Below are 23,632 nucleotides of genomic sequence, written 5' to 3' on the forward strand. Positions count from 1 at the left end.
GGACAGGGTCCCTCCTGTCAGTAGGACTTGGGGAGACCCAGGGACTGGTGGGAAACGTAGTTCAGGATCATCTCCCGGCTGACGGGTGCGATCCGGGCGACGCGGGCGGCGGTGATCAGGGACGCGAGCCCGTACTCGCGGGTGAGGCCGTTGCCGCCGAGGGTGTGCACGGCCTGGTCGACGGCCTTCACGCAGGCTTCGGCGGCGGCGTACTTCGCCATGTTCGCGGCTTCGCCCGCGCCGATGTCGTCGCCCTCGTCGTACAGCCTGGCGGCCTTCTGCATCATCAGGCGGGCCAGTTCGAGTTCGATGTGTGCCTGGGCGAGGGGGTGTGCGATGGCCTGGTGGGAGCCGATGGGCTCCTTCCACACCTGACGGGTCCGCGCGTACTCGACGGCGCGGCCGAGCGCGTACCGCCCCATGCCGAGAGCGAACGCGGCGGTCATGATGCGTTCGGGGTTCAGTCCGGCGAAGAGCTGGAGCAGACCCGCGTCCTCTCCCCCACTCCCGGCTTCGCTCGAGCGGGAGGTACCCCCTCCGACGAGGGCGTCGGCGGGCAGCCGCACGCCGTCGAGGACGAGCTCGAACTGCTTCTCCGGCGCCTGGAGTTCCATGTCGATCTGCGAGCGCCGGAAGCCGGGGGCGTCGCGCGGGACGATGAAGAGACAGGGCTTGAGCTTCCCCGTCCTGGCGTCCTCGGTGCGGCCGACGACGAGGGTGGCGTCGGCGATGTCGACGCCGGAGACGAAGACCTTCCGCCCGGTGAGCAGCCAGTCCTCGCCGTCGCGGCAGGCGGTGGTGGTGATGCGGTGGGAGTTGGATCCGGCGTCGGGTTCGGTGATGCCGAAGGCCATGGTGAGGGAGCCGTCCGCGAGGCCCGGGAGCCACTGCTGCTTCTGGGTGTCGGTGCCGAAGCGGGCGATGACGGTGCCGCAGATCGCCGGGGAGACGACCATCATCAGCAGCGGACTGCCCGCCGCTCCCAATTCCTCCAGCACGATGGAGAGTTCGGCCATGCCACTGCCACCACCGCCGTACTCCTCCGGGAGGTTCACCCCGAGGTAGCCGAGCTTGGCCGCTTCGGTCCACAGTTCGCGGGGGTGGGCTCCGTCGCGCACGACGGACGTCATGTAGTCGCGCCCGTACCGCTTTCCGAGCGCGGCGACGGCGGCGCGCAGGGCTTGCTGCTCTTCGGTTTCGAGGACGGTACTCATGGGGTCGGTTCCTCCTGTACGACGGCGAGCAGGGCGCCGACCTCCACCTGGAGGCCGGGTGCGGCATGCAGTGCGGTGAGGGTGCCGGAGGCGGGGGCGAGAATGCGGTGTTCCATCTTCATCGCCTCCAGCCAGATCAGCGGCTGCCCCGCCTCGACCGCCGCGCCCGCCACGAGTCCGTCCGCGAGCCGGACGACGGTGCCGGGCATGGGGGCGAGCAGGGAGCCGGGGTCGGTGCGACCGGTGGGTTCGGTGAAGCGGGGCAGGGCGGTGAAGGTGTACGAGCCGGTGGCGCCGTCCACGTACACCCGATCGTGGTGGGTGGCGAGGCGGAAGCGGTGGGTGACGCCGTCGTCCGTCTCGACGGTGACGTGGTCGGGGGTGACGGTGAGGATCCGGGCTCCGGGGGCTTCGATCGCGCCGCTGCGGGTGGTGCGGTAGGCGATCTCGTGTTCGGTTCCGTCGGGTTCGCTGCGGTAGCGCCTGGTCTGGGGCTGCGAGGGGACATTGCGCCAGGCGCCGAAGCGGGAACCCGTAGCCGGGGTGGATGCCGCCGGGGGGCGTGGTGGGGTGGCACCGGAGTGCGGCTTCCACGGGGTGCCGGTGGTGCGGTGGCGAGTGGCGTCGGCGGCGGCTGCGGCGAGGGCGGCGAGGTTCCGGTCCGTGACGCCGTCGGGGGTGGCGGTGAGGGCGTCCAGGTGGCGGTCGTAGAAGCCGGTGTCGAGGCGGGCGCCGGTGAAGTCGGGGTGGCGCAGGGACCGTACGAGCAGGTCGCGGTTGGTGACCGGTCCGTGGATGCGGGTGCGCTCCAGGGCGCGGGCGAGGAGCCGGACGGCCTGGGTGCGTGTGGGGGCGTGGGCGATGACCTTGGCGAGCATCGGGTCGTAGTGCACGCCGATGGTGTCGCCGCCGGTGTACCCGGTGTCCAGGCGCAGTCCGGGTTCGTCCGGTACGTCGAGGGTGTGCAGCGGCCCGGTCCTGGGCTGCCAGTCGTGGGCGGGGTCCTCGGCGTAGAGCCGGGCCTCGACGGCGTGCCCGTGCGGGGCGGGGGGCGTGGCGGGGAGGGGTTCGCCTTCGGCGACGGACAGTTGGAGGGCGACGAGGTCGAGTCCGAAGACGGCTTCGGTGACGGGGTGTTCGACCTGGAGGCGGGTGTTCATCTCCAGGAAGTACGGGCGCCCGTCGGCGGTGACGAGGAACTCGACGGTGCCCGCGCCCCGGTAGCCGACGGTTCGGGCGGCGGCGGTCGCCGCGTCGTGCAGCCGGGTGCGCAGCGCCTCGTCGAGGCCGGGTGCGGGTGCTTCCTCGATGACCTTCTGGTGACGCCGCTGGAGCGAGCAGTCGCGGGTGCCGAGCGCCCATACGGTGCCGTGCTCGTCGGCCATGATCTGGACCTCGACGTGCCGGCCGCGTTCGACGTAGGGCTCGGCGAAGACTTCGCCGTCGCCGAAGGCGCTCGCGGCCTCGGCCGTGGCGGCCGCCATCTCGCCCGGCAGGGCGTCCAGTTCACGTACGACCCGCATGCCGCGTCCGCCGCCGCCCGCCGCGGCCTTCAGCAGCAGCGGCAGGTCACCTGCGGTGGCCTGCGCCGGGTCGACGGGTGCGAGCAGCGGCACCCCGGCGGCGGCCATCAGTTCCTTGGCCCGGGTCTTGGACGCCATCATCTCGATGGCCTTGACCGGCGGACCGACCCAGAGGAGTCCGGCGTCCTGCACGGCCCGGGCGAACCCGGCGTTCTCGGAGAGGAACCCGTAACCGGGGTGCACGGCGTCGGCGCCCGCGGCGAGCGCGGCACGTACGACGAGATCGCCGCGCAAATAGGTGTCGGCGGGCGCGGCCCCCGGCAGCCGCACGGCGGTGTCGGCCTCCCTGACGTGCAGTGCGTCGGCGTCCGCGTCCGAGTACACGGCGACGGTGGCGATGCCCAGGGCGCGGCAGGTGCGGAAGATCCGGCAGGCGATCTCGCCCCGATTGGCGACGAGCAGAGTGGAGATCATCTGGGCCTCACATCCGGAAGATGCCGAAGCCGCCGCGGGCGCCTTCGACCGGGGCGGTGTGGATCGCGGACAGGCAGATCCCGAGGACGGTCCTGGTGTCGCGCGGGTCGATGACCCCGTCGTCGTACAGCCGCCCGGAGAGGAACATCGGCAGCGACTCGGACTCGATCTGCTGCTCCACCATGGCGCGCAGCCCGGCGTCGGCGGCGTCGTCGTAGGGCCTTCCCTTCGCGGCAGCGGAGGCCCGGGCGACGATGGACAGCACGCCCGCGAGCTGCTGCGGGCCCATCACGGCGGACTTGCTGCCCGGCCAGGCGAAGAGGAAGCGGGGGTCGTAGGCGCGCCCGCACATGCCGTAGTGCCCGGCCCCGTAGGAGGCGCCCATCAGCACGGACAGGTGCGGGACCCTGGAGTTGGACACCGCGTTGATCATCATCGCGCCGTGTTTGATGATGCCGCCCTGCTCGTACTCCTTGCCGACCATGTAGCCGGTGGTGTTGTGCAGGAAGAGGAGGGGGATGTCGCGCTGGTTGGCGAGCTGGATGAACTGGGCGGCCTTCTGCGACTCCTCGCTGAACAGCACGCCCTGGGCGTTGGCGAGGATGCCTACGGGGTAGCCGTGCAGCCGGGCCCAGCCGGTGACGAGGCTCGTCCCGTACAGCGGTTTGAACGCGTCGAAGTCCGAGCCGTCGACGAGCCGGGCGATGACCTCGCGCGGATCGAACGGGACCTTGAGATCGCTGGGCACGATGCCGAGGAGCTCCTCCTCGTCGTACTTCGGCGGTTCGGCGGGGCCCGGATCGGGGTGTGCCTTGCGCCAGTTGAGCCGGGCGACGATCCGCCGCGCCTGGCGGAGCGCGTCGTGCTCGTCGACGGCGAAATGGTCGGCGAGCCCGGAGGTGCGGGCGTGCATGTCGGCGCCGCCGAGGGACTCGTCGTCGCTCTCCTCGCCGGTCGCCATCTTCACGAGCGGCGGTCCGCCGAGGAAGACCTTGGACTGCTCCTTGATCATGACGGTGTGGTCGGACATGCCGGGGACGTAGGCCCCGCCGGCGGTCGAGTTCCCGAAGACGACCGCCACGGTCGGGATTCCGGCGGCGGAGAGCCGGGTGAGGTCGCGGAACAGTGCGCCGCCGGGAATGAAGATCTCCTTCTGGGACGGCAGGTCCGCCCCGCCCGACTCGACGAGACTGAGGCACGGGAGACGGTTGGCGAAGGCGATCTCGTTGGCGCGGAGAGCCTTCTTCAGCGTCCAGGGGTTGGAGGCGCCACCGCGTACGGTCGGGTCGTTGGCGGTGATCAGGCACTCCACGCCCTCGACGACGCCGATGCCGGTGACGAGCGAGGCGCCCACCGCGTACTCGCTGCCCCAGGCGGCGAGCGGCGACAGTTCCAGGAACGGGGTGTCGGGGTCGACGAGCAGCTCGATCCGTTCCCGGGCGAGGAGCTTGCCGCGCCCCCGGTGCCGCTCGACGTACTTCTCACCGCCGCCCGCGAGGGCCTTGGAGTGCTCGGTGTCGAGCTCTGTGAGCTTGGCGAGCATGGCAGCCCGGTGGGCGGCGTATTCGGGGCTCGCGGTGTCGAGCCCGCTGGCCAGGACGGTCATGCGTGCGCCTCCGGTGCGTCGGTGGATTCGAGCAGGTTCACGGGGACGGGAAGGTGCCTTGACCGCAGCCACTCCCCCACCGCCTTGGCCTGCGGATCGAAACGGGCCTGCGCTGCGACGCCATCGCCGAGGAGGCCGTGGACGACAAAGTTCAGGGCGCGGAGGTTCGGCAGGACATGCCGCACGACGGTCAACTCGGCCGTCTCCGGGAGCAGTTCCTGGAAACGTTCGACGGTGAGCTCATGCGCGAGCCAGCGCCAGGCGTCGTCGGCACGGACCCAGACGCCGACGTTGGCGTCCCCGCCCTTGTCGCCGCTGCGGGCGCCCGCGATGCGGCCGAGGGGGGCGAGCCGGGTGATCCCGGTGGGCAGCGGCTCGGGAAGAGCGGGCTCGTCCACACCCTCGAGTTCCCTCACGTGTACCGGTGTTGCCATGTCCTCCCGCCGCCCGTCCGGGTGCACGGCGACGTGGTCGACCTCTCCCGTCGGTACGTACCTCGCCTCGAACACCCCGTAGGGCGCGCCCTTGCCGGGCGGGGCGGTGACGTGGAAGCCCGGGTAGCTGCCGAGGGCCAGCTCGATCGCGGCCCCGGAGACGGCGCGTCCGACCGCCTCCGGGTCCTGGTCGCGGACGACGAGCCGGAGCAGGGCGCCGGCGGTCTCCTCGGTGTCGGCGTCGGCCCTGTCGGTACGGGCCAGCTCCCACCGCACCTCGTCGGGCTCCTTCCCGGTCCGGGTGAGCGCCTCCGCGATCTGGTCCTGCACCAGCTGTGCCTTGGCCTCGATGTCGAGTCCGGTGAGCACGAAGACGACCTCGTTGCGCCAGCCTCCGATTCGGTTGAGTCCGACCTTGAGCGTGGGCGGCGGAGCCTCGCCGCGCACTCCGGAGATCCGTACGCGGTCCGGTCCCTCCTGCGTCAGCCGTACGGTGTCGAGCCTGGCGGTCACGTCCGGTCCGGCGTACCGGGCGCCTCCGGTCTCGTACAGCAGCTGGGCGGTGACGGTCCCGACGTCGACGACGCCGCCCGTACCGTCGTGCTTGGTGATGACGGACGTCCCGTCGGCGTGGATCTCGGCGAGCGGGAAGCCGGGACGGCGGACGTCGTGGCCGCGGAAGAAGGAGTAGTTCCCGCCGGTCGCCTGGGTTCCGCACTCCAGCACATGCCCGGCGACGAGGGCGCCGGCGAGCGCGTCGTGGTCGCCGGGTTCCCAGCCGAAGTGGGCGGCGGCGGGTCCCGTGACGAGAGCGGCGTCGGTGACCCGGCCGGTGACGACGACATCGGCCCCGGCGCGCAGGCAGGCGGCGATGCCCGCGCCCCCGAGGTACGCGTTGGCGGTGAGGAACCCGTCGGGGACGGGCAGGCTGTCGCCCTCGACATGCGCGACGCGCACCGGCACGCCCACTTTCTCCGCCACCTCCCGGACCGCTTCGGCCAGTCCGGCCGGGTTCAGCCCTCCGGCGTTGGCGACGATCTTCACCCCGCGCTCGTGCGCGAGCCCGAGACCCTCTTCGAGCTGGCGCAGGAAGGTGGTGGCGTAACCGCGGTTCGGGTCCGCCAGCCTGCTCCGCCCGAGGATGAGCATGGTCAGCTCGGCGAGATAGTCGCCGGTGAGGACGTCGAGGGGGCCGCCGGCGAGCATCTCGCGCACGGCGCCGAAGCGGTCGCCGTAGAACCCGGAGGCGTTCCCGATCCGCAGCGGCGCGGCGGTCACCGTGCACCGCCCTTGGGTGCGCGGCCGGGACCGGGCGGCCCGGCGAAGGCCTGTGCGATGTCGAGCCACTGGTCGGCGTCGGCCCCGACGGCGCGCACGGCCAGGTCGAGACGGTGGGCGCGCTGGGTGACGAGCAGACAGAAGTCGTACAGCGGTCCGGTGACGCGCTGCGCGGCGCCCTCGGGCCCATAGGCGATCAACTCTCCTCCGGGCGCCACCAGTTCGACCCGGAACTCCTCGCCGGGCGGCTTGATCCCTCGCGCGAGGAACGCGTAGTCACGGGCCCGCACCCCGATCCGGGCGACGTGCCGCAGCCGGGCGGTCGGGCCGCGTACGGCGCCGAGGGCGTCGGCGATGTCCTGCCCGTGCGCCCAGGTCTCCATGAGTCGCGCGGTCGCCATGGACGCGACGCTCATGGGCGGCCCGTACCAGGGGATGCGGGTGCCGGGCGGGGCGTCGCGCAGGGCGCGCCCGAGCCGCTCACGCCCGTCGCGCCAGCGCGCGAGCAGCGCGGCCGGCTCCACGGCGGCAAGCTCCTCGGCAGCCTGATCGACAAAGCTGTCGGGGGCTGCCTGGGCCTTGGCCACCTCCACCGCGAAGGCGTCCGGATCGGTGACGGCAAGCAGGGCGACCTCGTCGGTCCAGGTCAGATGGGCGATCTGATGGGCGACGGTCCAGCCTGCGGCGGGGGTCGGCCCGGCCCAGTGCCCGGAACTCAACTCTCCTACCAACAGGTCGAGTTCGTCACTCTCACTGCGCAGATCGTCGAGCACGGCTGCGGCGTCGGACACGGTGCGCTCCCCTCGGGGCGTGGCGGTGTGCCCAGGAGCATGTCAGCGGACCAGGAAACAAGCAAGCATGCTTGCATTAATTGATGCGTCCGCCTCCAGCGGCGGTCCGGGACCCGGCTGCTAGCCTCCGCCGATGGCTGACGAACCTCGCACCACGGGCGTGCGTTTCGACGACAACAGGCTTGTCCTGGAGCGGTATCGGGACGAGAGCGGCGTCTACTACACCTTCCCTGGCGACGGCCGGGCCGCCGCCGGACCATCCGTCGCCCTGTCCCTGACCGAGGCGCTGCACGTCCGGATCCGTCCGGTCGGCACGGCGGAGAAGGTCCTCCGCGCATGGTCGCAAGGATCGCTCCCGCAGGGCGCGGCCGCCCTGGACGACCCGACCACAGCCACGCCGAGCCGGGTCCGCGGCGGCGCGATCGTCATCCGTGACCGGCGGATGCTGCTGATCAGCCTCGTCGAGTGCGGCCGGACCCGGTACGAGATTCCGGGCGGCGGGGTCGAGGCGGGCGAGACGCCGGAGATGGCGGCGGTCCGTGAGCTCCGGGAGGAGACCGGCCTGCGCGGGACGGTCGTGCGCGAGGTGGCCCGGATCTGGCGGCGCGGCACCCGGGGCCACTACTTCACCATGGAGACCGAGGGCGAGGTGGGCGCACCGGAGACCCTGGACAACTACGGCGGCGTCCCCGTCTGGGTTCCGGTCCCCGACTTGCCCACCACCCCGCTGTGGCCCCGTCGGCTGTCCTGGCGGATCGCCCACTGGCATACCGTCGGCTGGCCGGCGCCTCCGGCGGAACTCGCCGACTCGGTGGGGGACCTGGAGGCGGCCTGCGCATGGTGAGGGTGCGGACCGGAGATCGGGGCCTGACGAGAGCCCGCGCACGGAGGGTGGCCCGGGCGGCCGGCTCACCGCGCCCGGCGGCGACCTCAGCACCCCTGGGCCCCGCCGGCCCGTACGCGCGCAGGAACGTGTCGACCGCGGCGTTCGCCACCGACCGCATCTCCATCTCCGGCACCTCGCGCGTACCCGGCCATCACCTCCTCCCCGTCGGGCACGATCCCGGCACGGGTGCCACGAACAGGGGGCGGTCCCGGCGCTTCCCCGGACCGGGGTGCCACGGCTGTGTGTGAGGATCAACGGATGGGTGAGATCGAGGTTCGTCACCGCCGCGGCAGCGACATGGAGGCGTGCACGGACGCCCTGGCCACCGTGCACGAGACGGACCGCTACCCGGCACAGTGGCCGGCCGACCCGCGAAGCTGGCTGACCCCGCGCGGCCTGATCGATGCCTGGGTGGCCGTGGACGGTCCGACCGTGCTGGGGCATGTGGCGCTCACGCGTACCGGGGAGGCTCTGGCCGGGGACATCGGCCTGCCCGCGGAGCAACTGCTCTCGGTCGCACGGCTGTTCTCGCACTCCGGGGCCCGTCGTCTCGGCGTGGCCGGCGCCCTGCTCGACACGGCGCGGGAAGCAGCAGCAGCCGACGGTGTGCGTCTTGCGCTCGAGGTCGAGGACGGCGGCAAGGCCGCCATCGCTCTCTATGAGCGCCACGGGTGGACGTACGTCGGCAGTCGCACCGACGACTGGACCACGGCCGACGGGCGTCCGGCGCGGATGCGCGCGTACCTGGCCCCGGCCGGCCCGACGCCGCAGCCAGACACGGAGAGGTCACAGGACAGGACCTGAGGGCTGTCCCGTCATCCCTGGCGGGACAGCCCTCAGGCGTTCGCCTTCTTGCGGCGGGCGCCGCCGACCTGGCTGCGGACCGCGCCCATGCTCGCCCCGATGACCAGGGCGATGGCGAGCGCGTCGGTGGCCGTCAGCGCCTGGTCGAGGATCAGGAATCCGGCCGTCGCCGCGATGGCCGGTTCCAGACTCATCAGTACCGCGAACGTCGGCGCGGGCAGCCGGCGCAGCGCCATCAGTTCCAGCGTGTACGGCAGCACCGAGCTCATCAGGGCCACCGCCGCGCCCATCGCGAGCGTCGACGGGACCGCGAGCTTCGCGCCCGACTCCAGGATGCCGAGCGGGAGCGACAGGACCGCGGCGACCGTCATCGCCAGGGCCAGGCCGTCGGCCTGCGGGAAGCGGCGGCCGGTGCGGGCGCTGAAGACGATGTACGCCGCCCACATCGCCCCGGCACCGAGCGCGAACGCCGCGCCGACCGGGTCCAGGCGGTCGAAGCCGCCACCACCCAGCAGGAACACCCCGCCCAGCGCGAGCCCCGCCCAGACAAGATTGATCAGCCGGCGGGAGGCGGCGACCGAGAGCGCGAGGGGGCCGAGCACCTCCAGGGTGACGGCCACGCCCAGCGGGATGCGGTCGAGCGCTTGGTAGAAGAGCATGTTCATCGCGCCCATCGCGACGCCGAACGCGACCACCGTCCCCCAGTCGGCCCGTGAGTGGCCGCGCCACTTCGGGCGGCAGACGATCAGCAGGACGACCGCGGCGACGGCCAGTCGGAGCGTGACCACGCCGAGCGCGCCCGCCCGCGGCATCAGGAGCGCCGCGACCGCCGAGCCGAACTGGACGGAGAGTCCGCCCGCGACCACCAGCGCCACCGGAGCGAGCGCCGCCCTGCGGCCGCCCGGTCGTGCGGGACCCGTCCCGTCGAGGGCGGACACCGCCTCCGGTACGGCGACGGCTGCTGCGGCCGGCTCCACGGCACTGCGCTGGTCATTCACGGGTGGCCTTCATCCTCGAAGAGTTCAATGTGTTGCACTTGGCAATTGAAGATACTGCACTCCTGCGGTGCGGCTCATTCCTTCACCGTAGAGACGTCCGCGCGGCGCGTGAAATGCCGATTGTGCTCTCGTTATGCTCCACACGCATGAGCACAGGACAGGGCCCCGTCCGCACCGTCGAGCTGCGTCATCTGCGGGCCTTCCTCGCCGTCGCCGAAGCGGGCAACGTCACACGCGCCGCAGCCGCGCTCCGGCTCACCCAGCCCGCCGTCTCCCGCACCCTCGCCGCCCTGGAGCAGCACCTCGGCGTCCGGCTCGTCGACCGCTCCACCCACCATCTCTCCCTCACCCCCGAGGGCGTCGTTTTCCGCGACAAGGCCGCCGCGGCGGTCGCCGCCTTCGACGAGGCCGTCGACCCCGGTGGGCTGCGCCACTGGCCGCTGCGGCTCGGACACGCCTGGTCGGCGCTGGGCCCCTACACCACACCGCTGCTCCGCGGCTGGCAGCAGCGGCACCCGGAGACGCCCCTCGAACTGCTGCGGATCGACGACCGCACCGCCGGACTCACCCGCGGCGAGGTCGACGCGGCGCTGCTGCGCGGACCCGTCGACGCGCCGGGGCTCGTCACCGAGGTGCTGTTGAGCGAGGACAGGGTGGCGGCGGTGACCGCGGACGGGCCGCTCGCCGCGCACGCCACGCTCCGTCTCGCCGATCTCGCGGGCGGCCCGATCGTCCTGAACACCGTCTCCGGCACCACCACCGTCGACCTGTGGCCACGTGGCGCCCGGCCCGCCGCCACCGTCACCGTCGCCAACACCGACGACTGGCTGACCGCCATCGCGGCCGGGCGCGGCTCCGGGGTGTCGGCCGCCTCCACCGCCGACATGCATCCGCACGCGGGGGTCGCCTACCGTCCGCTCGTCGACGCCCCGACCGTCCCGCTGCTCCTCGCCCGGCGCGACGCCCCGGGCCACCCGGCGCTGCCCGAACTCGCCTCGCTGGCACGGGAGATCATCGGGCGGAACGTCGCCCTGTGAGGGAATGCCCGGGTGGTGCCGTGCGGTTGGGGTGCTCTGGACGCCGTACGAGGGCCGGTCTTCACCTGGGGGAAGCAACCATGACGTACGACGACATCACCGTGCGCGGAACCGTCGCACCCGGCTTCGAAGGCGTACGGGACGCCTACGCCGCCGTGCTCGCCGAGGACAGCACCGAGCCCGGGTCCCAGCTCGCGGTGCGGATGCACGGCCGGACGGTCGTCGACCTCTGGGCCGGCGAGGAGGACCACTTCGGGCTGGGCTTCGAGCGGCCGTCGGTCCGGTATCCGTCGCTGAGCGAGTCGGCTCTCGGGCACCGCGGGGCGGCGGGCGCGCAGGCGTTCGCCGATCCGGCCAATGGGCTGGCGTACGGGTACACACGCCGTCGGTACGCCTTCCCGGGCGGGGCGGCTCCGGAGAACGAGCGGCTGGTGGCGGCGGTGGCGCGGGCGGTCGAGGTGGGCTGATGGCGGGCGCCTCCGTCGGGTGGCGAGGGTGATGGAGCGTCCGGGTGGGGCGGTGATGCCTGTTCCCCACCCCACCCCTTCCCGAACCCGGGGCGCCGCCCCGGGCCCTGCTGCTCAATCGCCGCAGGGGCTTGATTCAGGCGCCGCAGGGGGGTGGAGCGGACGCTCGGGTCAGTTGCCGGAGGGATGGGCAGCGGGTCCGTCCAGTCCCTCCGCCAGCAGCTCCGCCAGGTGCCTCGCCCGCACACCCGCCAGCTGTGCCAGCTGGGTCCGGCACGAGAAACCGTCCGCCAGGATGTCCGTGCCGGGCTCCGCACCCCGTACCGACGGCAGCAGTTGCTCCTCCGCGCACGCCACCGACACATCCCAGTGGCCCCGCTCGAAACCGAAGTTCCCCGCAAGACCACAGCACCCTCCGCTCAACTCCCCTTCCAGCCCGACTCGTTCGCGCAGCCGGCGTTCGGCCGCGTCACCGAGGACCGCGTGCTGGTGGCAGTGGGTCTGGCCGGCGACCCGGCGGTTCAGGCGCGGCGGTTGCCAGTCGGGGGCGAACTCCTCCAGGTACTGAGCCAACGTCCTTACGGACCCGGCGAGTTCAGCGGCCCGGGGATCGTCGGGGAGGAGTTCCGGCAGATCCGTACGGAGGGTGGCGGCGCAGCTCGGCTCGAGGACGACGAGCGGGTCGCCGAGGGAGAACCCCATCCGGTCGAGGGTGCGGCGCATGACCGTGCGGGCCTTGTCCAGTTGGCCCGTCGATACGTAGGTGAGTCCGCAGCACACGCCTCGTTCCGGGTACAGGACTGTCCGGCCCGCAGCCTCCAGGACCCGGACGGCCGCCCTCCCGACCTCCGGGGAGAGGTGGTTGGTGAAGGTGTCCGGCCAGACGGTCACCACCTGATCGCTCGACAGGATCACCGTCCCGCGCCCCCTGCGCTTTCGGGCCCACCGGGTGAACGTCTCCCCCGCCAGCACCGGAATCGTCCGCTCCGCAGTGATGCCCGCAAGCCGCTTCGCCAGTGCGGCCAACGGGCGGATCCGGGCGAGCGCGTTCAGCACGGGCGCGACCGGGGCCGCGAGCCGCAGCCACCGCGGCAGCCGGCCCATCAGGTAGTGGGTGGCGGGCCGCAGCCGCCCCCGGTAGTGGTGGTGCAGGAACTCCGCCTTGTACGTGGCCATGTCCACGCCCACCGGGCAGTCGCTGCGGCACCCCCTGCAGGAGAGGCAGAGGTCGAGCGCGTCCCGCACCTCCTTTGACCTCCAGCCGTCCGTGACGACCTCACCGGCGAGCATCTCGTGCAGCAGGCGGGCCCGGCCGCGGGTGGAGTGGGCCTCTTCGCCGGTCGCCCGGAAGGACGGGCACATCACGTCCGTGCCCACCGGCTGCGCCGTACGGCATTTCGCGACGCCGACACATCGTCGTACGGCCGCCGTGAAGTCGCCGCCGTCGTGCGGGTAGCCGAAGGTGACGTCCACGGGGCGTTTCGGCAGGACGTCGAAGCGGATGTTCTCGTCGAGGCGGGCGGGGCGGGCGAGGATGCCGGGGTTCATGCCGCCGTCCGGATCCCAGAGGTCCTTGAACCGGCCGAAGAGCGCGACGAGTTCGTCCCCGTACATCCGGGGCAGCAGCTCGGCCCGCGCCTGCCCGTCGCCGTGCTCCCCGCTCAGCGAGCCGCCGTGCGCGACGACGAGCACGGCGAGTTCCTCGGAGAAGCGGCGGAAGCGGGCCAGACCGTCCCCGCTCAGCAGGTCGAAGTCGATCCGCACGTGGATGCAGCCGTCGCCGAAGTGCCCGTACGGTGTGCCGCGCAGCCCGTGTGCGGTGAGCAGGGCGCGGAAGTCGCGCAGATACGGGCCGAGGCGGGCGGGCGGTACGGCGCAGTCCTCCCAGCCGGGCCAGGCCTCGCTGCCGTCCTGCATCCGGGTAGCGGTGCCGGACGCGTCCTCCCGGATGCGCCACAGGGCCCGCTGTCCGGCCGGGTCGGTGACGACGGCCGCGTCCACCGCGTCGGCGGCCCGCAGGATCCGCTCGGCGTGCGCCCGCGCCTCGGCCGGGGTGTCCCCGCCCGTCTCGACGAAGAGCCAGGCTCCGCCGCGCGGCAGCCCGGCCGGTTCCCGTACGAGATCGGCGGCCATGCCCTCGACCGTCAGGGGGCGGTACGGGAGGAGGCCGGGGGCGGCTTCGGCGGCCGCGGACTCGTCGGCGTAACCGAGTACGGCGAGGGCGCGGGATCCGGGCGCCTCGACCAGTCGTACGGTCGCCTCCGTCATCACGCCGAGCGTGCCTTCGCTGCCGCAGAAGGCGCGGGCCAGGTCCGGGCCGCGCTCGGGAAGCAGGGCGTCGAGGGCGTATCCGGAGATGCGGCGCGGGAGTTCGGGGAAGCCGGTGCGGAGGAGGGCGAGATGGGAGCCGACCAGTTCGCGCAGGCCGGCGGGGGCACCGTCCCACCTCCCCCGGTCGAGCCGGAGCGTGTCGCCGCCGTAGCGGGCGACGGTCAGTGCGTGGACGTTGTCGGCGGTGGTGCCCCAGGCCACCGAGTGGGAGCCGCAGGCGTTGTTGCCGATCATCCCGCCGAGTGTGCACCGGCTGTGCGTGGACGGGTCGGGGCCGAAGGTGAGGCCGTGGGGTGCGGCGGCGGCCCGCAGGTCGTCCAGGACCACGCCCGGCTGGACGACGGCCGTCCTGGACGCGGCGTCCAGTTCGACGATCTTCCCCAGGTGGCGGGTGAGGTCGAGGACCACACCGGTGCCGGTGGCCTGCCCGGCGATGGAGGTGCCGCCGCCACGCGGCACGACGGGCACCGCGTGCGCACGGCAGACGGCGAGCGCGGCGGCGACGTCGTCGGCGTCGCGCGGGGCCACGACCCCGAGCGGCACCCGGCGGTAGTTGGAGGCGTCCATCGTCATCAGCGCCCGCGCGGTGGTGCCGAACTCCACCTCTCCGCGCACGGCACTGCCGAGGGCCCGCACAAGGGCGGTCCGGTCCTGTCGTTCAGCCATGGGCCCAGGATGCCGTTGGTCGGGGCGCTGGGCCCGCCGCCCCCTCGCGTTTCCCCCGAATACGTCAATCCATCGGAATACGTCGGATGCGTAGTCACATACGTAATAGAGAAGACCACAAGACCTTCCCAAACAGATCGTCAATTCTCATATAGTGGCCACGACTTGATTAGGAATTATCAACTCCGGTTGATCACTTTCACCCCCTGCCATACCGAAGTGTCCGGATCCACCCCCTGTCCGTCGCCGTCCGCCCCCAAGGACCCCGCTTGCGCCCCACATCCCGGCCGACCGCACTGGCCCTGCTGGTCTCGGCGGCCGTCACCGGTTCCTGCTGCCTGTGGGCGGTCCTCGCCGCCCCCGCTTCGGTCAGAACCCCGCTGTCCTGGGGTGCGGGCGCAGCCGCCCTGCTGCTGTCCGTGGCCGTGGCCGTCGCCGTCCACGCCCGGGCCACCACGCGTCTGCTGCGCGCGCACAACGCCGTCGAGGCCCAGCGGTTCACCACCGAGACCTCGCGGCTGGTGTCGTCGTCCGCGGCCGACGCCCAGCGGTTCACCGCGGAGGCGGCCAGGATCAAGGCGGCCGCGGCGGCCGAGAACGCGCGGATCACCGAGCTGGCCGCTGCGGAGACCGCGCGGCTGGAGGACGAGGTCAAGCGGCTGGGCGACCGGCTGCACGACGAGGTCGAGCGGCTGAGCGCGCGCGTGGCCCGCAGCGAGACCGAGCGCTCCGCCGCGATCGCCGCCTGCGCCAACGCCGCCGGACGGATGCAGGCGCTCGCCACCAGCATGCTCGCCGACCTGCGCGAGATGGAGCACCGGCATTCCGCCGAGGACATTCTCGGCGATCTGCTGCACCTGGACCACCGCACCGCCCAGGCGGGCCGGCTGGCCGACTCCATCGCCGTGCTGACCGGTGCCCGCTCCGGGCGGCGCTGGGCGAAGCCGATCGTGATGGAGTCCATCCTGCGCGGCGCGATGGGCCGGATCAGCGGCTATCAGCGAGTACGTCTCCACTCGACCAGCGACGTCGCGATCGCCGGTCACGCCGCCGAGGGCGTCATGCACGCCCTCGCCGAACTCCTCGACAACGCCGCCAACTTCTCGCCGCCCACCGCGGAAGTCCATGTGTACGTCGAGGAGGTGCCCGCCGGCATCGTCCTCACCGTCGAGGACAGCGGTCTGGTGATGAGCGATGTGCAGCTGCGGCGCGCCGAACGCGCGGTGTCCGCCACCAACCAGGACCTGACAGGCCTGTCCGGCACTCGCCTCGGTCTCGCCGTCGTGGGCCGACTGGCCCGCAAGCACGGCCTGACGGTGTCCTTCCGGCCGTCCGCGCGCGGCGGCACGGGCGCCCTGATGATGCTCCCGCAGGAACTGATCACCCGGACACCGGTGACCGCCCCGGCGACGGAACCGGAGCCCGTCCCCACGCCCGCCCCGGCCGCCGAGCCCGCCCCCGCGAACGCGGAGACCGGCTCCGGCTCCGACTCCGAGACCACCGGCAGCCTCCCCCGGTTCGGCGAGAGCGGCCTCCCCAAGCGCACCCGGGGCCGCACCCTCGCCGCCGCCGAATCCCGCAACAACGCCAACGGCACCGCCCCCGGCGTCGCCGCAACTCCCCGGCCCCGTACTTCCGACCCCAAGGAACAGGCAGCCCGCTTCAGCAGCTTCCGCCAGGCAGTACGGCCCAATCCCCCGCACCCGGAAGGCAACACCCGATGACCGCGACCACCGACGAGAAGCTCAACTGGCTGCTGGAGGGGCTCCTGGAGCGCACCCCCGGTACCCGGCACGCCCTCGTCCTGTCCAGGGACGGCCTCAAGCTCTGCCGTACCCCCGAGCTCTCCGTCGATCAGGCCGACCAGCTGGCCGCGATCTCGGCCGGCATCCAGAGCCTGTCGCACGGCGCCTCCGTCGAGTTCGGTGACGGCACCGGCGGCGTACGGTCCGCGATGGCCGAGTTCTACGGCGGTGTGCTGTTCATCGTCGAGGCGGGCGCGGGCGCCCATCTCGCGGTCGTCGCCTCGGAGGACTCCGACGTCGGCCTCATCGGCCACAACATGAGCGAGCTCGTCGAGCAGCTCGGCGAGCACCTGAGCGCCCCGCCGCGCTCCTCCGCGGCCTCCGAAGCACCGTCCGACGCCACCGCAGCCGCCGACGCGACCGCGGCCGTATGACCCGCCCCCGTCCCGGCCGGGACGACGACCCGGACCGGCTGTACACCCTCACCGGTGGCCGCAGCCGGTCCGATTCGGACGCGTTCGACCTGGTGACGCTGGTGGTCTCCGAATGCGAGCCGGCCCCCGGCATGCAGTCGGAGCACGTCACGATCCTGCGGATGTGCCAGAGCCCCACCGCGGTCGTCGAGATCGCGGCGGGGCTCGGGCTGCCCGTCAGCATCGTCCGGATCATGCTGTCCGACCTGCTGGACACCGGCCGGATCAGCGCCCGTCACCCCCGTACCGCCCGTGTCGCGGACCGGCTCCCCGACCCCGACATCCTGGAACAGGTGCTCGTTGGACTCCGCAACCTCTGACCGTGCCGCCCTGCAGGCGACGGCCGACAACGGACTGAAGATCGTCGTCGTCGGCGGCTTCGGGGTCGGCAAGACCACCATGGTCCGCTCCGTCAGTGAGATCCGTCCGCTGAACACGGAAGAGACCATGACCCGCGCGGGCGAGGCCGTCGACCACCTCGACGGTGTGCAGTCGAAGACGTCCACGACCGTCGCCTTCGACTTCGGCCGGATCTCCCTCGACGAACGCTCGGTGCTCTACCTCTTCGGCGCACCCGGTCAGGAACGCTTCTGGTTCCTGTGGGACCGGTTGTTCTCGGGCACGCTCGGCGCCGTCGTCCTCGTCGACACCCGCCGGCTCGCCGACTCCTGGTACGCGATCGACCGCCTGGAGCACCACGGCACGCCGTTCATCGTGGCGTGCAACGACTTCGGCGGACCGCTCCACACCGAACAGCAGATTCGTGAGGCGCTCGACCTGTCGGACGACGTGCCCCTGGTGGAGTGCGACGCCCGGGACCGCTCGTCCAGCAAGTACGTACTGATCACGCTGGTCGAGCACCTCCATGCCCTCGCGCTCGGCACGGCGTCCGCCCCGTCCGCCGCCCGTCCGGAGACCACACCGGAGCCCACGTCGTGACCCAGCCCCCGGCGCCGCCCTCCGGCTGCCCCGTGAACCACGGCCGCGCGCCGCTCTCCGGCCCCCGGTTCCAGACCGAACCGACCACGCTGTACCGGGAGATGCGCCGCGACCACGGGGCCGTGGCGCCCGTCGTCCTGGACGGCGACATCCCCGCCTGGCTGGTGCTCGGCTACCGCGAACTGCACCAGCTCACCGGCGACCCGGTGCTGTTCAGCCGCGACTCCGACCTGTGGAACCAGTGGGACCGCATCCCGGACGACTGGCCGCTGCTGCCGATGATCGGCCACAAGCAACCGTCGATCCTCTACACCGTCGGCCCGCGCCACACCGAGCGCGCCGCGATGATCAGCAACGCGCTGGAGGCGGTCGATCCGTTCGCACTCAAGCGGTACGCGGAGGAGTTCGCCGACACGCTCGTCGACGGGTTCTGCACGAAGGGCGCAACCGACATCATCGCCGACTACGCGATGCTGCTCCCCGCCCTCGTCCTGGCGAAGATCTACGGCTTCGGCGACACCATCGGCCACGCACTCGTCGGCTCGATCAACGACATGATCGACGGCCGGGAACGGGCCCTCGCCGGGCAGCAGCACCTCGCCACGTCGATGATCCGGCTGCTGGCCGACAGGCACGCCGAGCCCGGTGACGACGTCGCGACCCGGATGCTCGCCGACACCGGCGGCTTCACCGACGAGGAGGTCGTCCAGGACCTCATGGTCATGATGGCGGCGGGCCACCAGCCGACCGCCGACTGGATGGGCAACTCGCTGCGGCTGATGCTCACCGACGACCGGTTCGCCGCGTCACTGTCGGGCGGCCGGCACAGCGTCGCCGAGGCGATGAACGAGGTGCTCTGGGAGGACACTCCGACGCAGAACGTCGCGGGCCGCTGGGCGGCGCGCGACACCCACCTCGGCGGGCGTCACATCCAGGCGGGCGACCTGCTGCTGCTCGGCATCGCCGCCGCCAACGCGGACCCACAGGTCCGCACCGACGGCTCCTCGCTGACCGGCGGCAACAACGCGTTCCTCTCCTTCGGCCACGGCGAGCACCGCTGCCCGTTCCCCGCCCAGGAGACCGCCGAGGTCATCGCCCGTACCGGCATCGAGGTGCTTCTCGACCGGCTCCCGGACATCGACCTCGCGGTCCCCGCGGAACAGCTCACCCGCCGCCCGTCCCCCTGGCTGCGCGGTCTGACCGACCTGCCGGTGACCTTCACCCCCACCCCCGCCCTTGGAGGCCAGAGATGACCCGCATCGCCCTCGACCCCTTCGTCGCCGATCTCGACGGCGAGAGCGCCCGGCTGCGCGCGGCGGGTCCCCTCGCCGAGGTGGAGCTGCCGGGCGGGGTGCACTGTTACGCGGTCACCCACCACGCCGAGGCCCGCCAGCTGCTCACCGACAGCCGGATCGTGAAGGACATCGACGTCTGGGGCGCCTGGCAGCGCGGCGAGATACCCATGGACTGGCCGCTGATCGGCCTCGCCAACCCGGGCCGCTCCATGCTCACCGTCGACGGCGCGGACCACCGCCGGCTGCGCACCCTGGTCGCGCAGGCGCTGACGGTGAAGCGGGTGGAACGGCTGCGGGCCGGTATCGAGGCGCTGACCACGGCGAGCCTGGACCGGCTGGCGGCGCTGCCCAGGGGCGAGAAGGTCGACCTGAAGGCCGAGTTCGCGTACCCGCTGCCGATGAACGTGATCAGCGAGCTGATGGGTGTGGACGGCGCCGACCACCCGCGGCTGAAGGAGCTGTTCGAGAAGTTCTTCTCGACGCAGACGCCGCCGGAGGAGGTCCCGCAGATGATGGCGGACCTCGGCACGCTCTTCACGAGGATCGTCGACTCCAAGCGGGAGAACCCGGGCGACGACCTGACCAGCGCCCTGATAGCGGCCTCCGAGGACGGCGACCACCTCACCGACGAGGAGATCGTCAACACCCTCCAGCTGATCATCGCTGCGGGCCACGAGACCACGATCAGTCTGATCGTGAACGCGGTCGTCGCACTCCAGACCCACCCGGAGCAGCGCAAGCAGGTGCTCAGCGGGGAGGTGCCGTGGGAGAACGTGATCGAGGAGACCCTGCGCTGGAACACTCCCACCTCGCACGTGCTGATCCGGTTCGCCACGGAGGATGTCGAGGTCGGCGACAAGGTGCTGCCGAAGGGCGAGGCGCTGATCGTCTCCTTCGGCGCGCTGGGCCGCGACGAGGCGCAGTACGGGCCGACCGCCGGTGACTTCGACATCACCCGCTCCCCCAACCGCCACATCGCCTTCGGTCACGGCCCGCACGTGTGCCCGGGTGCGGCGCTGTCCCGGCTGGAGGCGGGAGTGGCACTGCCCGCGCTGTACGAGCGGTTCCCGGAGCTGGAGCTCGCCGTCCCGGCCTCCGAGCTGCGGAACAAGCCGATCGTCACCCAGAACGACCTGTACGACCTGCCGGTCGAGCTGGGCTGACCCTGCCGCGCGATGTGGTCCATACGCCGGAGCGGGTGTCTCATCCGACGGACACGGCGCTCGACCGTGCCCATGAGGTACTACGCTCCGGTTCGTGGCCGATATCCAGATTCCCGCTGACATCAAGCCCTCCGACGGACGCTTCGGCGCCGGTCCTTCCAAGGTGCGGACGGAGGCGCTCGACGCGCTGGCCGCCACCGGAACGTCTCTTCTCGGTACGTCCCACCGCCAGGCCCCGGTCAAGAACCTGGTCGGCTCGGTGCGTCAGGGTGTACGCGACCTCTTCTCCCTCCCCGAGGGCTACGAGGTGATCCTGGGCAACGGCGGCTCGACCGCCTTCTGGGACATCGCGACGCACGGTCTGATCGAGACGAAGTCCCAGCACCTCAACTTCGGTGAGTTCTCGTCGAAGTTCGCGAAGGCCGCCAAGCTCGCCCCGTGGCTGGCCGACCCGACTGTGATCGCCTCCGACCCCGGCACCCACCCGGACCCGCGGGCCGAGGCGGGCGTCGACGTCTACGCCTTCACGCACAACGAGACCTCGACCGGTGTCGCCGCGCCGGTCAAGCGCGTCGCGGGCGCCGACGAGGGCTCCCTGGTCCTGGTGGACGCCACCTCCGGTGCGGGCGGCCTGCCGGTCGACATTACCGAGTCGGACGTCTACTACTTCGCCCCGCAGAAGTCCTTCGCCTCCGACGGCGGTCTCTGGATCGGTGTCTTCTCCCCGGCGGCCCTGGAGCGCGCCGCGCGCATCCACGCGTCGGGCCGTCACATCCCGGAGTTCTTCTCGCTGCCGACGGCGATCGACAACTCCCTCAAGAACCAGACGTACAACACCCCGGCCCTCGCCACGCTCTTCCTCCTGAACGAGCAGCTGAACTGGCTGAACTCCCAGGGTGGCCTGGACTTCTCGGTCCGCCGCACGGCCACCTCGGCGCGGAACCTGTACGGCTGGGCCGAGGAGTCGAAGTACGCGACCCCGTTCGTCACCGACCCGGCGAAGCGCTCCCAGGTCATCGGCACGATCGACTTCTCGGACGAGATCGACGCCTCGGCGGTCGCCAAGGTGCTGCGCGCCAACGGCGTCGTCGACACGGAGCCGTACCGCAAGCTGGGCCGCAACCAGTTGCGTGTCGCGATGTTCCCGGCGATCGACCCGGCGGACGTGCTGGCCCTGACGGCCTGCATCGACTACGTGATCGAGAAGCTGTAACAAGCAGCTGTACGCCTCCGAGGGGCCCCCGGTACGGATCCGTACCGGGGGCCCCTCGCCGTTGCTCACCCCGCCGCCTCCGCCAGGACCGCCCGGAGCCGGCCGATCCCTTCCTTCCACGGCTCCTCGTGCCCGCCCTCGCTCCACAGCTCCAACAGCTCGGACGGCTCGGTCACCACCCGGCCGAGGGCCTGAACCGCGAGGCGCCGCAGCTCCACGGGCAGCTCGGGGAGCGGCTCGTCCGGCCCGTACGCCGTCGTCACGGGCTCCCCGCCCGGGCACTGCGCGGCCACCAGGGCGGCCGCCGCCACGGCCACGACGGCGTCGTCGGAGTCCAGGTAGTCCGTGGTCCCGACGACGGCCGTCAGCGCGTCGCGGATCAGCTCAGCCCGCTTGTTCCGCGGGGCGTCGTCGAGATCCCCCGAGAAGTCCGCTGCGGTGTCGCTGTCGAAATGCCCGATGTCCCAGGTACCCATGACGCCCCCTTCTTCGACGGTCCGGCCATCCTCGCAACCACCACTGACAACAGGCCTGTCAGTGCCCGTTGTTACGGTCCTCCCATGACGAAGACCGTGCCGTACACCGGCGGCGAGAAGGACTCCCTGCACATCGCCCTCGACCGGCACCGCGACGCGGTGCTGTGGAAGCTCGACGGCCTCGACGACGAGCAGCTGCGCCGCCCGATGACCCCGACGGGCACGAATCTGCTGGGCCTGGTCAAGCATCTGGCGACCGTCGAGTACGGCTGGTTCTGCACGCCGTTCGGCCGTGAGACGGAGAAGCTCTGGTTCGACGCGTCCACGGAGGACATGACGGTCGCCCCGGACGAGACGACCGCCGACATCCTGGCCTTCTACGCGCGCGCCCGCGCCGCCGCGGACCGGGCGATAGACGAGATCCCGCTCGACACGATCGGTACGGCGTGGGACGGGCGGAAGGTGTCGATGCGCTGGGTGCTCATCCACATGCTGGAGGACGTCGTGCGGCACGCCGGGCACATGGACATCGTCCGCGAACTGATCGACGGGGCGACGGGCACCCACCCGCAGAGCGCCTCCGCGTAGGCCCGGCCGCCTCGTTCACTCGACCGAGTGGACGATCACCAAAAGGACATGTGGGGGCGCACCGTCCTACGATGATGCTCTCGACACCACCCACCAGGAGGCCCGCAATGTCTGCAGCAGCAGTCGAGCACCCCTGTGACGGTGAACCGGAATCCCTGCTCGAAACGGCCAACTGGCTGATGGAGCAGCATCCGGGCTACCGCGTCGAGATCATCGGAGGCGTTGTCACCGTGGCCTCACCCCCGGACGGCCCGCATGCCCGTGCGTTGACCAAGCTCATGCGCCCGTTCATCGCGGCAGGGCTCGATGACGGGGAGACGGAGGTCCTCCAGGGGATCGGCTTGTGGCTTCCCGGCGGGCCCGAGGATTACGCGATCCCCGATCTCTCCGTCGTCGACGCCGATCTCGACGAGCATGTGATCGAGAACAACTGCTACGACCCTGCCGTTTTCCGCCTCGTCCTTGAGGTCACCGCCAGCAACTACAACAACGACCTGCGGAACAAGGTCACCGCGTACGCCGAGGCGAAGATCCCCGTCTATGTGATCGTCAACCGCAAGCACGGCCGTGTCCACGTCCTGACCGATCCCATCGCCGACGGGTACGACAGCCACCAGGTGTACGCCCCCGCACAGCAGGTCACCCTCCCCGCCTCCATCGGCGCCGAGGTCACGCTCGACGTCGCGGATCTGCTGGGGGCCGGGCAGCGCCGGAAGTGACGTCCGGGCGGCGCCACCGCCGCTCCCCGTCCTCCCACTCGTCGGTGGGCACGAGTCCCGCCGCCGCGGCCACCGCGGCGGACGCGGTGTGGTCGGGGTGGATGTGGGCGACGACCGTACGGACCGTTTCCCCGGCCAGCAGGTGCGCCACCAGTCCGGCCGCCGCTTCCTTCGCATAGCCCAGGCCCTGCCACTCGGTGCCGACGACCCAGGCGATCTCTGCCCGGGGGCCCGCCAACGTGGCCTGGACCCAGCCCACGAGACGGCAGTCGGCGCGTACCCGGAGTACCCAGTTCCACCAGTGTTCGGCAGGGTCGGGCGAGCCTGCTTCCCAGCGGGCGTAGCGGGCCCGGAGTGTGTCCAGGTCCTCCGGTGCGCCGCCCGTGTACGTGTGCAGGGCCGGGTCGGCGAGGACCGCCGCCATCTCGTCCGCGTGCACGGCTCGCAGCGGCAGTGCGTCGAGCCGCTCGGTCGAGAAGGCCTCGGGCCCCTGGTTCGTCATAGCGCCCAAC

22 protein-coding genes are annotated in these 23,632 nt (G+C 71.9%); 13 read left to right on the forward strand and 9 right to left on the reverse strand.

Features of this window, described 5'->3' with window-relative positions; translation table 11 throughout:
* Nucleotides 1-17: 17 nt before the first annotated feature.
* Genes OG395_RS25280 through OG395_RS25300 form a run of 5 tightly spaced genes read right to left on the reverse strand, consistent with a single transcriptional unit; the run spans nt 18 to nt 7,320 of the window.
* Nucleotides 18-1,214, reverse strand: coding sequence for an acyl-CoA dehydrogenase family protein (locus OG395_RS25280; RefSeq protein ID WP_327244967.1), 1,197 nt, complete (start codon nt 1,212-1,214; stop codon nt 18-20).
* Nucleotides 1,211-3,211, reverse strand: coding sequence for an ATP-binding protein (locus tag OG395_RS25285; RefSeq protein ID WP_327244968.1), 2,001 nt, complete (start codon nt 3,209-3,211; stop codon nt 1,211-1,213). The genes OG395_RS25280 and OG395_RS25285 overlap by 4 nt, the downstream gene beginning before the upstream one ends.
* A 7-nt stretch (nt 3,212-3,218) precedes the next feature.
* On the reverse strand, nt 3,219-4,817 hold the full coding sequence (locus tag OG395_RS25290; RefSeq protein WP_327244969.1) for an acyl-CoA carboxylase subunit beta: 1,599 nt from the start codon (nt 4,815-4,817) through the stop codon (nt 3,219-3,221).
* Nucleotides 4,814-6,529 carry an acyclic terpene utilization AtuA family protein gene (locus tag OG395_RS25295; protein WP_327244970.1) on the reverse strand — a complete coding sequence of 572 codons (1,716 nt, stop codon included), beginning with the start codon at nt 6,527-6,529 and terminating at the stop codon, nt 4,814-4,816. The genes OG395_RS25290 and OG395_RS25295 overlap by 4 nt, the downstream gene beginning before the upstream one ends.
* Nucleotides 6,526-7,320: a TIGR03084 family metal-binding protein gene (locus OG395_RS25300; protein WP_327244971.1), complete on the reverse strand. Its 795-nt coding sequence runs from the start codon at nt 7,318-7,320 to the stop codon at nt 6,526-6,528. Before OG395_RS25300 ends, OG395_RS25295 begins: the two co-directional genes overlap by 4 nt.
* A 133-nt stretch (nt 7,321-7,453) precedes the next feature.
* On the opposite strand from OG395_RS25300, the gene OG395_RS25305 reads away from it, so the two are divergent.
* On the forward strand, nt 7,454-8,164 hold the full coding sequence (locus tag OG395_RS25305) for an NUDIX hydrolase (protein WP_327244972.1): 711 nt from the start codon (nt 7,454-7,456) through the stop codon (nt 8,162-8,164).
* 300 nt (nt 8,165-8,464) lie between these two features.
* Nucleotides 8,465-9,010, forward strand: a complete 546-nt coding sequence (locus tag OG395_RS25310; RefSeq protein ID WP_327244973.1) for a GNAT family N-acetyltransferase — start codon at nt 8,465-8,467, stop codon at nt 9,008-9,010.
* Nucleotides 9,011-9,042: 32 nt separating this feature from the next.
* Here OG395_RS25310 and OG395_RS25315 read toward each other — a convergent pair whose 3' ends face one another.
* Complete coding sequence (locus OG395_RS25315) at nt 9,043-10,008, reverse strand: EamA family transporter (protein WP_327244974.1); 966 nt, start codon at nt 10,006-10,008, stop codon at nt 9,043-9,045.
* A 146-nt stretch (nt 10,009-10,154) separates the two neighbouring features.
* On the opposite strand from OG395_RS25315, the gene OG395_RS25320 reads away from it, so the two are divergent.
* Together OG395_RS25320 and OG395_RS58435 are read left to right on the forward strand one after the other, a co-directional pair.
* Entirely contained in the window at nt 10,155-11,045 is an 891-nt protein-coding gene (locus OG395_RS25320) for a LysR family transcriptional regulator (RefSeq protein WP_327244975.1), read from the forward strand.
* 80 nt (nt 11,046-11,125) lie between these two features.
* Nucleotides 11,126-11,512 (forward strand): hypothetical protein, encoded by a 387-nt coding sequence (locus OG395_RS58435; protein ID WP_442818598.1) that lies wholly within the window; start codon nt 11,126-11,128, stop codon nt 11,510-11,512.
* A 171-nt stretch (nt 11,513-11,683) separates the two neighbouring features.
* On the opposite strand, the gene OG395_RS25330 is transcribed toward OG395_RS58435, so the two are convergent.
* Nucleotides 11,684-14,509, reverse strand: coding sequence for an FAD-binding and (Fe-S)-binding domain-containing protein (locus tag OG395_RS25330; protein ID WP_327244976.1), 2,826 nt, complete (start codon nt 14,507-14,509; stop codon nt 11,684-11,686).
* A gap of 269 nt (nt 14,510-14,778) precedes the next feature.
* Here OG395_RS25330 and OG395_RS25335 point away from each other — a divergent pair, with 269 nt between their 5' ends.
* The 7 genes from OG395_RS25335 to serC all read left to right on the forward strand — a co-directional run bounded on the left by OG395_RS25335 (nt 14,779) and on the right by serC (nt 21,337).
* Nucleotides 14,779-16,233: a sensor histidine kinase gene (locus OG395_RS25335; RefSeq protein WP_327244977.1), complete on the forward strand. Its 1,455-nt coding sequence runs from the start codon at nt 14,779-14,781 to the stop codon at nt 16,231-16,233.
* A complete protein-coding gene (locus OG395_RS25340; RefSeq protein WP_327244978.1) occupies nt 16,230-16,688 on the forward strand; it encodes a roadblock/LC7 domain-containing protein in 459 nt (152 codons plus the stop codon). Before OG395_RS25335 ends, OG395_RS25340 begins: the two co-directional genes overlap by 4 nt.
* The gene (locus OG395_RS25345; RefSeq protein WP_266982896.1) at nt 16,685-17,047 is read left to right on the forward strand and encodes a DUF742 domain-containing protein; all 363 of its coding nucleotides are present in this window, start codon (nt 16,685-16,687) and stop codon (nt 17,045-17,047) included. The genes OG395_RS25340 and OG395_RS25345 overlap by 4 nt, the downstream gene beginning before the upstream one ends.
* Nucleotides 17,028-17,666 (forward strand): GTP-binding protein, encoded by a 639-nt coding sequence (locus OG395_RS25350; RefSeq protein WP_327244979.1) that lies wholly within the window; start codon nt 17,028-17,030, stop codon nt 17,664-17,666. The genes OG395_RS25345 and OG395_RS25350 overlap by 20 nt, the downstream gene beginning before the upstream one ends.
* On the forward strand, nt 17,663-18,919 hold the full coding sequence (locus tag OG395_RS25355; RefSeq protein WP_327244980.1) for a cytochrome P450: 1,257 nt from the start codon (nt 17,663-17,665) through the stop codon (nt 18,917-18,919). Before OG395_RS25350 ends, OG395_RS25355 begins: the two co-directional genes overlap by 4 nt.
* On the forward strand, nt 18,916-20,124 hold the full coding sequence (locus OG395_RS25360) for a cytochrome P450 family protein (protein ID WP_327244981.1): 1,209 nt from the start codon (nt 18,916-18,918) through the stop codon (nt 20,122-20,124). Before OG395_RS25355 ends, OG395_RS25360 begins: the two co-directional genes overlap by 4 nt.
* A 94-nt stretch (nt 20,125-20,218) precedes the next feature.
* The gene (gene serC / locus OG395_RS25365) at nt 20,219-21,337 is read left to right on the forward strand and encodes a phosphoserine transaminase (RefSeq protein WP_327244982.1); all 1,119 of its coding nucleotides are present in this window, start codon (nt 20,219-20,221) and stop codon (nt 21,335-21,337) included.
* A 65-nt stretch (nt 21,338-21,402) separates the two neighbouring features.
* Here the strand turns inward: serC and OG395_RS25370 are convergent, their stop codons facing one another.
* On the reverse strand, nt 21,403-21,813 hold the full coding sequence (locus OG395_RS25370) for a DUF4259 domain-containing protein (RefSeq protein WP_327244983.1): 411 nt from the start codon (nt 21,811-21,813) through the stop codon (nt 21,403-21,405).
* 84 nt (nt 21,814-21,897) lie between these two features.
* Here OG395_RS25370 and OG395_RS25375 point away from each other — a divergent pair, with 84 nt between their 5' ends.
* Both OG395_RS25375 and OG395_RS25380 read left to right on the forward strand, forming a co-directional pair.
* Nucleotides 21,898-22,401, forward strand: coding sequence for a DinB family protein (locus OG395_RS25375; RefSeq protein ID WP_327244984.1), 504 nt, complete (start codon nt 21,898-21,900; stop codon nt 22,399-22,401).
* Between the two features lie 107 nt (nt 22,402-22,508).
* The gene (locus tag OG395_RS25380; protein WP_327244985.1) at nt 22,509-23,120 is read left to right on the forward strand and encodes a Uma2 family endonuclease; all 612 of its coding nucleotides are present in this window, start codon (nt 22,509-22,511) and stop codon (nt 23,118-23,120) included.
* On the opposite strand, the gene OG395_RS25385 is transcribed toward OG395_RS25380, so the two are convergent.
* Nucleotides 23,071-23,622, reverse strand: coding sequence for a GNAT family N-acetyltransferase (locus tag OG395_RS25385; RefSeq protein ID WP_327244986.1), 552 nt, complete (start codon nt 23,620-23,622; stop codon nt 23,071-23,073). The genes OG395_RS25380 and OG395_RS25385 overlap by 50 nt on opposite strands.
* Nucleotides 23,623-23,632 lie beyond the last annotated feature (10 nt).

Origin of the sequence: Streptomyces sp. NBC_01320, from assembly GCF_035974375.1 — a bacterium.
GTDB classification, from domain to species: Bacteria; Actinomycetota; Actinomycetes; order Streptomycetales; family Streptomycetaceae; genus Streptomyces; species Streptomyces yanii.

What these genes read in the sequence shown, in the direction of transcription:
- OG395_RS25370 (WP_327244983.1), bottom strand. Translation starts at nt 21,813, where the DNA reads ATGGGTACCTGGGACATCGGGCATTTCGACAGCGACACCGCAGCGGAC.
- OG395_RS25305 (WP_327244972.1), top strand. Translation starts at nt 7,454, where the DNA reads ATGGCTGACGAACCTCGCACCACGGGCGTGCGTTTCGACGACAACAGG.
- OG395_RS25310 (WP_327244973.1), top strand. Translation starts at nt 8,465, where the DNA reads ATGGGTGAGATCGAGGTTCGTCACCGCCGCGGCAGCGACATGGAGGCG.
- OG395_RS25385 (WP_327244986.1), bottom strand. Translation starts at nt 23,622, where the DNA reads ATGACGAACCAGGGGCCCGAGGCCTTCTCGACCGAGCGGCTCGACGCA.
- OG395_RS25285 (WP_327244968.1), bottom strand. Translation starts at nt 3,211, where the DNA reads ATGATCTCCACTCTGCTCGTCGCCAATCGGGGCGAGATCGCCTGCCGG.
- OG395_RS25320 (WP_327244975.1), top strand. Translation starts at nt 10,155, where the DNA reads ATGAGCACAGGACAGGGCCCCGTCCGCACCGTCGAGCTGCGTCATCTG.
- OG395_RS58435 (WP_442818598.1), top strand. Translation starts at nt 11,126, where the DNA reads ATGACGTACGACGACATCACCGTGCGCGGAACCGTCGCACCCGGCTTC.
- OG395_RS25380 (WP_327244985.1), top strand. Translation starts at nt 22,509, where the DNA reads ATGTCTGCAGCAGCAGTCGAGCACCCCTGTGACGGTGAACCGGAATCC.
- OG395_RS25330 (WP_327244976.1), bottom strand. Translation starts at nt 14,509, where the DNA reads ATGGCTGAACGACAGGACCGGACCGCCCTTGTGCGGGCCCTCGGCAGT.
- OG395_RS25280 (WP_327244967.1), bottom strand. Translation starts at nt 1,214, where the DNA reads ATGAGTACCGTCCTCGAAACCGAAGAGCAGCAAGCCCTGCGCGCCGCC.
- OG395_RS25290 (WP_327244969.1), bottom strand. Translation starts at nt 4,817, where the DNA reads ATGACCGTCCTGGCCAGCGGGCTCGACACCGCGAGCCCCGAATACGCC.
- OG395_RS25375 (WP_327244984.1), top strand. Translation starts at nt 21,898, where the DNA reads ATGACGAAGACCGTGCCGTACACCGGCGGCGAGAAGGACTCCCTGCAC.
- OG395_RS25345 (WP_266982896.1), top strand. Translation starts at nt 16,685, where the DNA reads ATGACCCGCCCCCGTCCCGGCCGGGACGACGACCCGGACCGGCTGTAC.
- OG395_RS25340 (WP_327244978.1), top strand. Translation starts at nt 16,230, where the DNA reads ATGACCGCGACCACCGACGAGAAGCTCAACTGGCTGCTGGAGGGGCTC.
- OG395_RS25360 (WP_327244981.1), top strand. Translation starts at nt 18,916, where the DNA reads ATGACCCGCATCGCCCTCGACCCCTTCGTCGCCGATCTCGACGGCGAG.